General features: G+C 33.2%; 12 protein-coding genes. 8 read left to right on the plus strand and 4 right to left on the minus strand.

What is annotated here, in order from left to right; all coding sequences use genetic code 11:
• Window positions 1-3: 3 nt before the first annotated feature.
• The 3 genes from ACRBBL_RS20690 to ACRBBL_RS20700 all read right to left on the minus strand — a co-directional run bounded on the left by ACRBBL_RS20690 (window position 4) and on the right by ACRBBL_RS20700 (window position 2,930).
• On the minus strand, window positions 4-744 hold the full coding sequence (locus tag ACRBBL_RS20690) for a LytTR family transcriptional regulator DNA-binding domain-containing protein (protein WP_431370992.1): 741 nt from the start codon (window positions 742-744) through the stop codon (window positions 4-6).
• 113 nt (window positions 745-857) lie between these two features.
• On the minus strand, window positions 858-2,168 hold the full coding sequence (locus ACRBBL_RS20695) for an alpha/beta fold hydrolase (protein ID WP_431370993.1): 1,311 nt from the start codon (window positions 2,166-2,168) through the stop codon (window positions 858-860).
• Between the two features lie 126 nt (window positions 2,169-2,294).
• Window positions 2,295-2,930 carry a peroxiredoxin-like family protein gene (locus ACRBBL_RS20700; RefSeq protein ID WP_431370994.1) on the minus strand — a complete coding sequence of 212 codons (636 nt, stop codon included), beginning with the start codon at window positions 2,928-2,930 and terminating at the stop codon, window positions 2,295-2,297.
• Between the two features lie 208 nt (window positions 2,931-3,138).
• Here ACRBBL_RS20700 and ACRBBL_RS20705 point away from each other — a divergent pair, with 208 nt between their 5' ends.
• Window positions 3,139-5,649 carry a VPS10 domain-containing protein gene (locus tag ACRBBL_RS20705; protein WP_431370995.1) on the plus strand — a complete coding sequence of 837 codons (2,511 nt, stop codon included), beginning with the start codon at window positions 3,139-3,141 and terminating at the stop codon, window positions 5,647-5,649.
• Entirely contained in the window at window positions 5,649-6,065 is a 417-nt protein-coding gene (locus tag ACRBBL_RS20710) for a hypothetical protein (RefSeq protein ID WP_431370996.1), read from the plus strand. Before ACRBBL_RS20705 ends, ACRBBL_RS20710 begins: the two co-directional genes overlap by 1 nt.
• Before the next feature lie 177 nt (window positions 6,066-6,242).
• On the opposite strand, the gene ACRBBL_RS20715 is transcribed toward ACRBBL_RS20710, so the two are convergent.
• Complete coding sequence (locus tag ACRBBL_RS20715; protein ID WP_431370997.1) at window positions 6,243-8,240, minus strand: alpha-ketoacid dehydrogenase subunit alpha/beta; 1,998 nt, start codon at window positions 8,238-8,240, stop codon at window positions 6,243-6,245.
• Between the two features lie 324 nt (window positions 8,241-8,564).
• Between ACRBBL_RS20715 and ACRBBL_RS20720 the strand changes: the two genes are divergently transcribed.
• The 6 genes from ACRBBL_RS20720 to ACRBBL_RS20745 all read left to right on the plus strand — a co-directional run bounded on the left by ACRBBL_RS20720 (window position 8,565) and on the right by ACRBBL_RS20745 (window position 13,144).
• Complete coding sequence (locus tag ACRBBL_RS20720; RefSeq protein ID WP_431370998.1) at window positions 8,565-9,515, plus strand: isopenicillin N synthase family dioxygenase; 951 nt, start codon at window positions 8,565-8,567, stop codon at window positions 9,513-9,515.
• Window positions 9,516-9,627: 112 nt separating this feature from the next.
• Window positions 9,628-9,978, plus strand: a complete 351-nt coding sequence (locus ACRBBL_RS20725) for a translation initiation factor (RefSeq protein ID WP_431370999.1) — start codon at window positions 9,628-9,630, stop codon at window positions 9,976-9,978.
• Window positions 9,979-10,908: a DUF1835 domain-containing protein gene (locus ACRBBL_RS20730; protein WP_431371000.1), complete on the plus strand. Its 930-nt coding sequence runs from the start codon at window positions 9,979-9,981 to the stop codon at window positions 10,906-10,908.
• On the plus strand, window positions 10,901-11,770 hold the full coding sequence (locus ACRBBL_RS20735; RefSeq protein WP_431371001.1) for a nucleoside phosphorylase: 870 nt from the start codon (window positions 10,901-10,903) through the stop codon (window positions 11,768-11,770). Before ACRBBL_RS20730 ends, ACRBBL_RS20735 begins: the two co-directional genes overlap by 8 nt.
• A 15-nt stretch (window positions 11,771-11,785) precedes the next feature.
• Window positions 11,786-12,640, plus strand: coding sequence for a substrate-binding domain-containing protein (locus ACRBBL_RS20740; protein ID WP_431371002.1), 855 nt, complete (start codon window positions 11,786-11,788; stop codon window positions 12,638-12,640).
• 342 nt (window positions 12,641-12,982) lie between these two features.
• Window positions 12,983-13,144 (plus strand): hypothetical protein, encoded by a 162-nt coding sequence (locus ACRBBL_RS20745; RefSeq protein WP_431371003.1) that lies wholly within the window; start codon window positions 12,983-12,985, stop codon window positions 13,142-13,144.
• Window positions 13,145-13,646: the final 502 nt, after the last annotated feature.

Consider the following 13,646-nt stretch of genomic DNA (forward strand, 5'->3'; position numbering starts at 1 on the left):
AAATTACAGTTCTAAAACTTGTTCTTTGTAGTTTTTTGATACAGGAAGTTCAATTTGTGTCAATAAAACGGTTGAAGAATCTTTCCAAGACTTAAAATGCGATGGATTTATTAAGTGCGATCGATGAATTTGTAATAGAAATTCAAAGTTAGATTGTAGTTTTTTGAGTGAACTTCGAATTAATTTTGATTTCAATTCTCCATGTTCTAAATAGAAAATCTCTACATAGTTTTGCGAATTGGAAATACAAATTAAATCCGATTGTTTGATTTTTAAAATATCGAGTTTATTCTCTCCTTTAATGGTAATTCTATCGTCTTTTACAGGAATTAATTTAATAGCATACGTTCGTACTAAAATTAATATTGGTGTTAAAATCAATATCGCATTCAAAATAATTTCTCTTAAAAAGGTAGAAAAATTATAAATTCCTTTCACAAATGAACTTCTGTAAAAAATATAAGTAGCAATTGTATATAAAACAAAGAACAGTAGTATTGTTATGACTTCAAATCCAATATTCCATTTTGACTTTTGTTGGTATACTATTTTTTGAAAGAACGTAATAAATCCATAACATATAAATGCAAGAATGCTAAAACCTAAACTTACAGTCATCCAAACCTTAAAATCCATTCTTCCATGTTCAAAAGGGCGAATGAAGAAAGCAAATAAAAATATCCAAACACCCATTAATGCACCAATGAGCACATGCAGTTTAATGGATGGATTTAGTTGTTTCATACCGTATAAATAATTAATGTTGTAAAAATAGACATTCAATTTTAGAATTTGTTACATAGTAACCTGCAATTTTTTACAATTTAATTGTAGAAAAATAAGTATTGTATTCAACCTTAATATCTTTTTGGTTTTTTGAATTCTTTTTGTAAAAAATCAAATACAGTACTATTGAATAATTTATAATTGCTTGCTGGGAACCAATGTGTCTCGCCAGGAAAAATAGCCAAGTTCGCATTTGGAATGGATTGAAAAACTTTTACTGTATGCATATCTGTTATTACATCATGATCTCCAGCCATAATTAATGTTGGAGATGTAATATTCTTAAGTTCTTCAAATGTTAATTGTGGATAATAAATCAATTGCTTGGTAATTTTATAATCGATGGTGCTTTTTGATTTCTCATCCATTTCTAGCGATTTAAGCCTTTCTTTATGTTCTTTTAATCGTTTAGGAAATAAACCATTAGGATGAATATTTGCGCCCATTGCAACTAATTTGTTGACTTTTTCTGGATATTTCATCGCCATTATAAGTCCAATAATTCCGCCATCACTCCAACCAATAATATCTACTGAATCTAACGCTAACTTATCTAAAAATAGTTTTACATCTTTGGCTTGATTCATATATGTCAATTCATCATCATTATCCGTAGACCTTCCTCGTCCTCTACTATCCAAAGCTATTACTTTATAATGTTTAGAAAAGAAATCTATCTGCGCTTTAAACGCATTTATTGATTGTCCTGCGCCGTGTAATAGTAGTAATGGAGTACCCTTTCCATAAGTTTCATAATACAATTTCACTCCATTTACATCAACAAAATCTCCATTCTCATCATTTCCGCCATAAGAACCTTTTATTTGTATTTTTAAACAATACTTCCCACTTTTTGGATTATTTGTAATGATTTCTGTACTGAATTTTTTGTTTGAATCCATATTTGTATTTCCCCAAATAGGCTGATTACTATCCGCTACATCTTCAAAACCTGGATTTATCACTGATATTTCTTCCCAAACTCCATCTTCATCTTGAACCTCTAATTTAAAATCGTCAAAGAAAAATTTCCCATAATTGATACAAAGCATCCCAAATAAAAGAGAGGTTGCTGTTGAATCAATCTTACCAGTTATTGTAAATGTTTTCCAGTCTTCAGTTACGGGCATATTTTCCGTTGATTTATACAGTAATAAACTATCTTCAGTTGAACCGTTAGATAATGTCAGGTATAAATATGTTGACGAATTTCCATTGAAAAAGTCTTTTCTGATATTTCCTGAAAACTTAAATGCTTTATTTTGATGAGCAGAAACATCAACTTTTTGATTCAGATATCCATAAGATTGAGCTATTGACTTTTGAGTGTATAACAGTGATATAACAATTAAAAATGAATATATGAAAGAAACTTTTTTCATTTAGCTATTTAGTTAAAGTTAGAATTGAAATACGACATGGTTATGTTTGAAACCAAATATAAATATTCTCATTAGAAAACTTTAACTAAACAAAAAAAGATCTTTTTTATAACTAATAATTGATTTTCAAAGTGCTTCCAAAATATCTTTCGGATCAGCTCGTAACTTATAGTCTTCTTCTAAAAAGTGATATGAGATGGTTCCGTCTTGCTCAACAATATATGTAGCAGCAATTGGCAATTCTTGATTTTCATTTCCTTGGCTTGTATCTAAATCAATTCCAAATTTCTTATACAATTCCTGTAAATCTGAAGGTAATTTATATACTAGATTCATGCTGCGTGCTACTTTCATGTCTATATCTGATAATACTTCGAAAGTCAATTCGTTCTTTTCTTTTGTTGTTAATGAATTGTCTGGTGTTTCAGGTCCAATCAAAATCAACTTTGCTCCTTTTGCTTCAAAATCAGGAATTGCTTGCTGTAATGCACGCAATTGAATATTACAATACGGACACCAATTTCCACGATAATAAGCGATAATTACTTTATGTTCTTTTAATATATCTTGAATACGTATTTCGTTTCCTAAAGCATTCCGTAAACTAATCTCAGGAAGTATATCTCCAGTTTTATAAGCATTGCGAATCATATTTGAAGCTACTAAATCATCAATTGCTTTCTTCATAATAACTTGTGCTTCTCCTGGATGACGCTGCACACTTGCTTCTGCAAACTTTTTCAATTCTGTAGTTAAACTCATTTTCAATCTTTTTTATCTTTTAGACATAAAAAAAGAGTTAAAATTACAGAATTCATAAAATATTTCCCAAATAACTAACTACCAACACAATATATTCAACATATTTAAGTAATCATTAATTATTTATTGTTAAAAAGTAGGGTGTATCACAGATAGGCTGTTTTACTTAAAAAAAATGTTAAACAACTGCTAAACTAAACTATTCCCTATGAAAAGGAAACTTTACCTTGCCTTGGTAGGAATTACCATATTTGGTTTTTCTGCTGAAACTCAGGCTCAAAATTATCGTTCTGCTATCCTTGATGACAATAGCAACTATTTTGAAATAGTTGAACAAGAAAATCAAGTACTTGCGCCTATTAGAGGTAATCAAGACAGAAGAAGTAAAAAACAAATCAAACAATTTGAACGCTGGAAAGCTTTTTGGAAAGATCGTGTATTGCCAAATGGACGATTTATGTCTGCTGCACATACAGCAAACCTTTGGCGTTCAGAACAAGCACGTCATCAAGAAGCTATTAGTTATGGCAGAAGTGTTGCATCAGTAAATTGGACGTTGCTAGGACCTGTTACTTTCCCTGTGTCTAATATTGGTTTTTACCCTGGAATGGGACGATTAAATGCTGTCGCTTTCGCTGGAAATGATACAAATACAATGTATGTTGGTTCGCCAGGTGGCGGAGTTTGGAAAACAACAGATGCTGGCGCTAACTGGACAGCACAAGGTGATGCTTTTCCAAATATGGGAATTTCTGATATTGTTATCAATCCAACGAATACAGATATAGTGTATGCTGCAACAGGTGATGCTGACGGTGTTCAAAACAGATCTGTTGGTGTATTAAAAACAACTGATGGTGGTACAAACTGGAACGCAACTGGATTGACATTCACATTAGGAGAAAATGATATCATTAGTAAATTACTAATTGATCCAAATAATCCAGATACCGTTTTTGCAACAACTAGAAACAACATCAAAAGAACAACAGATGGTGGAGTAACGTGGACAGATGCATTTACTCAAAACGGAGCTCGTTTTAATGATATTGAATACAAATCTGGAAGTAACAGCATATTGTTTGCTACTTCAAGAACAGGTCGTTTTTACAGATCTAATGATAATGGAGTAAACTGGGCACAAGTATCTAGTCCGACGTTTAACAGATTAGACATAGCACTCACAGTCGCCAATGCAAACTTAATTTTAAGTCTTGACTCTAATGGAAGAGTTCGTAGATCAACAGACGATGGAGCTTCATGGACACAAATTTCTAGTATTCCTGGGTTTAGTTCTCAAGGTGGTTACAATATTACTTTAGCAATTTCTCCATTAAATGAAAACTTAATCTTAGCTGGTGGTGTTGATGGATGGCGTTCTTCTGACGGAGGTGTAAACTGGGAAAAGTACCTTGACGGATATTGGACAGCAGGAAACCCTTACTTCTACGTACACTCTGATCATCACGATATGAAATTTGTTCCTGGAACAAACATGGCAATCTCAGTAAATGATGGAGGTATTTTTATGGGAGATGCACAGTTTGATAATGCTTGGGCAGATTTATCATCTGGAATTGCCGTTACACAGTATTACAATGTTTCTGGGACACCACAAAATGCAAACTTATTAATTGCAGGAGCACAAGATAATGACATAGGCCAATTTGACGGAAACGATTGGATTGGAAGAAACCCTGGAAGTGATGGTGTTGAAGGTTTATGGGATTACACAAATAGTGATATTGCATGGACATGTAGCCAAGCTGGAGCAATGTTTAGAACCACCAATGGTTTTGCAAGTTCTCAATTTGTAAACACACCTGGAGGCGCTCCATTTGTATGGGAATTGGAAATTCACCCAACAACACCAACAACTATTTATGGAGGTTTTAACGATATCTACAGATCTACAAACCGTGGAACTACATGGACAAACTTAAACTCGAATGTAGGAACTATTGAGTTTATCTCTATTTCTCCTTCTAATCCAAATGTAATTTATGTTTCAGGAGGAAATTCTATAAAAAGAACAGATGATGGCGGCGCTCTTTGGTCGTCAATTAATTTACCACAAGCTGGAAACGTAAAAAGCATCGAAGTAAATGCTACAAATCCGGCAGAAGTGTATATCGCATATTCAGGATATCAAGCTGGAAAAGTATACAGATCTACTGATAGTGGATTCTCTTGGACAAATATTACTGGAAGCTTACCTAATATTCCAACTCATAAAATTTTATATAGAACTGGAACTACAGATGGTGAATTGTTCTTAGCAACTGACTTAGGTGTATATTATAGAACAGATACAGTTGGTGACTGGGTACGATTAGGACAGGGATTACCAAATGTAATTGTAAATGACATTGAAATCCATTACGCAACTGAAAAATTAAGAGCTGCGACTTACGGACGTGGTGTTTGGGAAGTTCCTATAGACCAAGCTGCTTTATCAGTTGAAGACAATCAATTGGCTTCAAATGCAGTTGTTGTATATCCAAATCCAACAGTAAACAAAAATTTCACAATCAAACTTAACAACTTATCAGGTGATACAAATATTTTAGTATACAACCTGATTGGCTCTGTAGTAAAACAAATAAAAACGAATTCCGTTGAACAAAAAGTTGATCTAACAGGGTACGCTGGTGGTTTATATTTTGTGAAAATCACCAATGACGGAAAAAGTCTAACAAAGAAAATTGTTGTTAATTAATGAAGCGGTTTTTGATTTTATTGATATTATGCATTCTAACACTCAATGTAATAGCCTGTAATGAAGGTATTAAGCTGATAACTTCTACAAAGCAAACTATTATTCAAGGTATTAATAAATCAAAACCGTATACTAAGTATCTTTTTGAGATAGCACTAGATAACACTGTCGACATAAGCGTCGACAGTGTTGTTGTTTATAATTCAGGTCGCTGCCTGAAAGTAAATCACTACCTATCAAAAAGTACAACACAAAACAAATTGACTTTAGATGCTTCCCTAAATGAAGGCAACTATGAAGAATTAAAAAACTGCAATGGTTCCTCAGAAAAGGTAATCATTCACTACAAAGTCAATAATAAAAGTGGAAAACTAAAAGTCTCCTCTTTTAAAGAAGAAACGGTAACACGAAGATAATTTGTTTACACCCTATTCACTACTTAATATGCAAAATCCTGACGTTTAAAATTCGTCAGGATTTTTTTATGTGCATTACTTTATTTTAAAACATTTCAACTGCGCTCAATATGACATCTAACAATCTAAGAACGAAGAGAATCTAAGAGTGCAAGCAAGTCTAAAAGCTATGCGAGTCTAATAATCTAATAAGTCTCTCAAAGCAGCTTCAAATTCATTTTTAGGTAAATATTGTTGCTCTAACCCTTGATCGAAAGGAATTGGTGTTTCCATACTAGCCAAACGCTTTACTGGCGCGTCAAGTTGCTCAAAACAATTCTCCATAATCATGGCAGAAATATCACTTGAAATACTTCCAAACTGTGAATCTTCTTGTAAAATAATTGCTTTTCCTGTTTTCTTTACTGAAGCATAAATTGCTTCTGTGTCTAAGGGTTGAAGCGAACGTAAATCGATCAAATCCGCAGAAATATCAGGGTTTTCTTTTAATGTGTTTAATGCCCAATGTACAGCTGAACCATACGTAATAATTGTAACATCATTTCCTTCTTTCAGTAAAGAAGCTTTTCCTAAAGGCAATGTGTAATAATCCGTTGGAACATCTTGATAGACACTTCTATACAAGGCTTTATGCTCAAAAAACAACACAGGATTTGGATCGTTTATAGCTGTAGCTAATAACCCTTTCGCATCATACGGAAATGCAGGATATACTACTTTTAAACCTGGAGTTTTGGTAAACCAAGCTTCATTGGTTTGTGAATGAAAAGGTCCTGCTCCAACACCAGCACCACAAGGCATACGCACTACGACATCCGCATTTTGACTCCAACGATAATGTGATTTTGCCAATAAATTTACAATCGGATTAAATCCACTAGAAACAAAATCAGCAAATTGCATTTCCATCACCGCTTTCATTCCGTTTACAGAAAGTCCGTATGAAGCCGAAACAATCGCCGATTCACAAATTGGTGTGTTACGTACACGTTCTTTCCCAAACTGATCTATAAACTCATTTGTAATTTTAAAAACACCTCCATATTCAGCAACATCTTGCCCCATAATAATCAAATCGTCATGCTTTTCCATTGATTGTTTTAATCCTTTGGAAATTGCATCTACGAAACGAATATTCTCTACTGCTGAATTCGGATTAACTTCTTCATATACTGAGTCTTGATACACATCACTTAATTCTTTACTTTTAGTTGATGTGATTTTCTCTTCGTCAAAGGCAAGCTTCAAATTATCATTGATTTCAGCAGAAATTTCAGTCTTAAAAGCTTCTTCAATATCTAAAGTTAAAATTCCTTCCGACGTCAAATAATTACGAAATTTATGAACTGGATCTTTGGTTGCCCAAGCATCCATTAATTCTTTAGGTACATATTTTGTTCCACTAGCTTCTTCATGACCACGCATACGGAACGTTTTAAATTCCAATAAAATTGGTCTTGGATTTTCACGTATACTATCTGCCAATTCAGAAACCTTTGTATAGACTTCCAATATGTTATTTCCGTCAATAATATGCGATTCCATTCCATATCCTTTGCCTCTATCTGCTAAATGCTCGCAATTATACTGTTCTGCTGTTGGTGTAGAAAGTCCGTAACCATTATTCTCAATACAGAATAACACTGGTAAACTCCATACAGAAGCCACATTCAATGCTTCATGAAAATCTCCTTCACTTGTTCCTCCTTCACCAGTAAAAACGGCACATGCGTGTTTATTATCTTTCAACTTATTAGCCAAAGCAATTCCGCTTGCGACACCTAATTGTGGTCCTAAATGCGAAATCATTCCCACAATATTAAACTCCTGTGTACCAAAGTGAAAACTACGATCGCGTCCTTTAGTAAAGCCATTTGCTTTTCCTTGCCATTGTGAAAACAAGCGATACAATGGAATTTCACGTGTTGTAAATACACCCAAGTTTCGGTGCATTGGTAAAATGTATTCGTCTTTTGTAAGTGCTGAAGTTACACCGACTGCGATGGCTTCTTGCCCAATACCGCCAAACCATTTAGAGATTTTTCCTTGACGTAGAAGAATAAGCATCTTCTCTTCTATCATTCTCGGCTTAAGCATTTTTTTATATAAATCGATCAACGTTTCGTTGGTCAAATTTCCTTTTTTATATACCATTGGTTCTTGTATAGTTGGCATGAATTGTAGTTCTTTAAATAGATATTCAAAAATCAAGAAAAAAAACGGTTCATCAAAACCCAAAGTGATAATTTTTGAAATTGTTAATAACTCTCTTTTTTCAACCGTATATTTTTAGCTACATTTGTAAAAACAAGCCTTTAACGGCTATAAAGTTATTAACAATTGGTTTTTACGTATGATATCAAAAATTGCGTAATACCATACGTTTCTTTAAAAATAAAACTTGAATTACATGAAACGAGCATGCATAAATGGATATCATTCAACTGTAATGGCTATTGGAAAATTGTATGTAATCGTTAAAAAAACAACTAGAAACACATGAAAAATATTCCAAGCGTAGACCTTTCCGATTTCTTATCTGACGATCCTAACAGAAAGCAAAAATTTATTAATGAAATAGGGAAAGCGTATGAAGACATTGGTTTTGTTGCTTTAAAAGGACATTTTTTAAGCACTACTTTGGTAGATAATTTATATGAAGAAATTAAAAAATTCTTCTCATTACCTGTAGAAACCAAAAGCAGTTATGAAATTGAAGGTATTGGCGGACAACGCGGATATGTTTCTTTTGGAAAAGAAAGTGCAAAAGGCAGAAAAGTAGGTGATTTGAAAGAATTTTGGCATTTTGGTCAATATGTAGAAGATAATGACGCCTTAAAAGCTGAATATCCAGATAATGTAGAAGTTTCTGAATTACCTGAATTTAATAAAGTTGGAAAGGAAACATTTCAAATGCTTGAAAAAACAGGTGTATACGTATTAAGAGCACTTGCGTTATATGTAGGATTGGACGAATTTTATTTTGATAATTTCATCAAGAATGGAAACAGTATTCTACGTCCTATTCACTATCCACCAATTACCAGCGAACCTAAAAATGCAGTTCGTGCTGCAGCACATGGTGACATCAATTTAATTACCCTATTAATGGGCTCGCATGGAAAAGGATTGCAAGTACAACGTCATGATGGTGAATGGCTTGACGCAATTGCTGAACCAGACGAATTGGTGATTAATGTTGGTGATATGCTATCACGTCACAGTAACAATAAATTAAAATCTACAATACACAGAGTTGTGAATCCGCCAAGAGAACTTTGGGGAACATCACGCTACTCTATTCCTTTCTTTATGCATCCAATCAGCGAAATGCCATTAGATTGTTTAGAAAACTGTATTGATGAAAATAATCCGAAACAATTTGACGATATTACAGCTGGTGAATTTTTAAATCAGCGTTTAATTGAATTAGGATTAGTCAAAAAGTAATAAAACACAATATTCTCAAATAAGATATAACACTGGTAGCAATAGCTATTGGTGTTATTTTTTGATGAAAAACAGGTGATTTTTTATATATTCACTCTATAAAACAAATTGTATGGCAAAGAAGAAACTCAATAGTTTGGAAGATTTGGGAGGATTTGTATTCTCTACCAATGACGATTTCGAATTAGAAAACGGAACTGTTGAAGAAACCCTAGATGCTTCATCACAATATCTAGAAGCGCATTTTAGTAATAAAGGCCGCGGAGGAAAAGTTGTTACTGTTGTAAAAGGTTTTGTAGGCACTGAAGAAGATTTAAAAGCCTTAGGGAAATTATTAAAAGTAAAATGTGGTGTTGGCGGAAGCGTTAAAGACAACGAAATCATTATTCAAGGGAATTACAGAGATAAAATTGTGCAAATTCTTGAAAAAGAAGGATACAATGTAAAACGAGTTGGTGGATAGATGCAACAACAAACTTTACATATTTTAAATGGTGATAGCTTAACGCCTAGACTCGCTAAAATTGAAATTAAAGACGATCAATTTGTATGGCGTGAGATGCTTTGTGAAGGAAAAACAAGTTACGACTTAAAATCGGACGCCTTTAAACAACAGCGTATCTCCTACTTAACACCTTATGGAGCTAATGAAAAAACTTATATAGATTCATTTTTAACTCCATTGTTAACTACAGATTTCTCAAAATACAACACTATAGTACTTTGGTTTGAATACGATTTGTTTTGCCATATTAATATGATAGCTGCATTGAGTTTTTTAAAACAGTTGAAATTTTCAGGGAAAATCTATTTAGTATGTAGTGGTTGGATTGAAAATGAACCAAACTTAAAAGGATTAGGAGAACTTTCATACGCACAACTAAAGACACATTACAAGCAAAAAATTGAACTTACAAAGTCAGACATTGAATTAGCAGATATTTTATGGAGATTGTATTGTACAGACAATCATATTAAGTTTAAAAAATACGTTACGCTCACCTCTTCTTTTCCGTATCTTTCTAATTGTCTCAATGCACATTTAAAGCGATTTCCATCTGTTTCTAGCGGATTGAATGTTTTGGAAAAACACATCTTAAAGATCATTCACAAAGAAGAAATAAAAAATACACGACAACTTACAGGATACATATTACAGTATCAAGGATATTATGGTTTTGGTGATTTACAAATTACACGAATTATAAAAAAACTATCCATTTTTTTTAATACAAAATCCAAGCGATTAACCCTTACAAGAGAAGGTTTATTGGCTATGGATGGTTTGCAAAACTTTTACAACCAACTTTCAGAAGATACTGTTTTTGGTAATTGTAATAAATACGAATATTGCTATCATCCATCCAAACAAATATTGACAAAACATGAGTAAAATAAAAGAATCAGAATTAATTATAAATCCCGATGGAAGCATTTATCACTTAAATATCCTTCCAGAAGACATTGCAACAACTATTATTACGGTGGGCGATCCAGATCGTGTAAGTTCCGTAAGTAAATATTTTGACACAATAGAAGTCAAAAAAGCAAAACGCGAATTTGTTACACATACAGGAACACTTCGTGGAAAACGTATTTCTGTCATTTCTACCGGAATTGGTACAGATAATATAGATATTGTATTTAATGAGTTAGACGCACTTGTAAATGTTGATTTTACTTCGCGAACGGTAAAAGAAGATTTCACATCACTAGATATTATTCGAATTGGAACATCAGGTTCTATACAAGCCGATATTCCTGTAGATGCCTTTTTAATTAGCGAATACGCTATTGGTTTCGACAGTTTATTACACTTTTACGAAAGTGATCATGTATTGGATGCCGAGCTTTCAGAAGCTTTTGTAAAACAAACTAATTGGTCACCAAGAAAATCAGAACCGTATGTTGTGAAAGGGAATCGTGATTTAGTCGACCAATTAGCGTCTGAAAAAACCGTATTAGGTTTTACAGCAACAAATGTTGGCTTTTATGGTCCACAAAGTCGAAAAATACGATTAAACGTGCAAGATGAACAACTAAATGATAAACTTGCTACATTTAATCATAACAATAAAAAAATAACAAACTTAGAAATGGAAACTGCTGGTATCTACGGATTAGCAAATCTATTAGGACATCGTTCAGTTTCTATGAATGCTATTATTGCAAATAGACCTTTGGGTCAATTTAGCAATACACCAAAAGAAACTGTTGATGAATTGATTCAGTATACTTTAGGTAAATTAGCATAATATACATTGTCCCAAATGAAAAAAATTAATATTGGCGGTGTTCCCGAGCATTTCAACTTAGCTTGGTATTTAACACTTAAAGAACGTTCATACGAAAAAGAAGGAATCAATTTACGCTGGAAAGATTATCCTGGCGGAACTGGTGCTATGTGCAAAGCGCTTCGAAATAAAAAAATTGATATTGCTGTTATCCTTACGGAAGGAATCATAAAAGATATCATTGCTGGAAATCCTTCAAAAATAGTACAAACCTTTGTGCAATCGCCTTTAATTTGGGGAATTCACGTTGCTGCAGATGCTCCATACGATACCATTGAAGATATAGAAGGAACTAAGGCTGCCATTAGTCGTTACGGTTCTGGTTCGCACTTAATGGCGTATATCAATGCAGAAAATAACGGTTGGGATACTGACGATTTAGGTTTTGAAGTCATTAACAACTTAGAAGGTGCAATTGACGGACTAAATAAAGGAAAAGGCGATTATTTTATGTGGGAACATTTCACCACAAAGCCTTTGGTAGATCAAGGTATATTTAAACGTGTAGCCGATTGTCCAACACCTTGGCCGTGTTTTGTAATTGCTGTGCGCTCAGAACTGTTAGAAGAAGATGAAGAAACAGTTAAGACTGTTTTAAACATTATCAATGAAATGACAGCTAAGTTTAAAGAATTACCAAACATCGACGAACGGATTGCTGCACGTTACGAACAACAACTAGAAGATGTACAAAAATGGCTGTCTTTAACCGAATGGAGCCAAGAATTAATCGATGAAAAAACCATTCAAAAAGTGCAAGATAAACTACTCAGTTTAGACATTATTCCTGAGAAATGGAACTATAACGACTTAACACACAAGATACTATAAATAAAGAGCAACTTTGTAAGTTGCTCTTTATCTTTACGACTTATTGAAGGTGTTAATTACAATTCTACAAAATATAATGTACGTATAAATACCTATTTTCTTAGGGGGTTTTTCCCCTTTCTTCAAGGGGCTAATTGTCGACGAATGGTGTTTTTCACCCTATGAATCGACAAAAAACAGCGTTTTTGTGTCATTTAACGAAAATTTAAACAGCTAAACGATTAAATGATTCGATTACGTGTCGACGTACTACATTTGATATCAGAAAGTAATAAGGGCAAAATGTTACTTTCTAACAAAACCAAAATTTATCAGATTATTAACATTACAATTACTATTATCATGAAAAAATCAATCTTACTTTTAGCAGCAGCAGGTTTATTATTAGCGTCTTGTGGATCAAATTGTATGGGTAAAGGAGTTAACTTTGCAGATACAGATGACGCAAAAGAAAACTACATTATGACTGCCACAGAAGATGCTTCTTGTGTAGAAGTATACTAAGTAGACACTATCCAATTATATATAGTAAAGGTTGCAATATTTTATTGTGACCTTTTTTTATACCTATTATTTAATAACATTTACTTAGTACCAAAAGAATATCGAACCTTACAAAAGAATTTGTTTTTTATAAGGTTTAAATTTTAAATGCTGAATGTTAAATTAAAACCCGAGAACCATTCTGCTAACTTAAAAACACTTAAAAAACACACTTCTATTTTGTATTCAAGTTTTAACTAGTATCTGCAAATTTAAAACACCAACAACGAAGCAAAACCGCAAGAGAAAAAAATCTAAAAGGCAAAGCCGTTCTAACATCTAAAAGCGATAGCGATCTGCGAGCAAAGCGAGCTAACCACAAGAGTAAGAAATAATCTAAAAGCGAAGCGATCTAACAGGCAAAGCCGATCTAACATCTAAAAGCATTAGCGATCTGCGAGCAAAGCGAGCTAACCACAAGAGTAAGAAATAATCTAAAAACGAAGCGATCTAACAGGCGAAG

The organism is Kordia sp. (assembly GCF_050633145.1).
Taxonomy (GTDB): Bacteria; Bacteroidota; Bacteroidia; order Flavobacteriales; family Flavobacteriaceae; genus Kordia.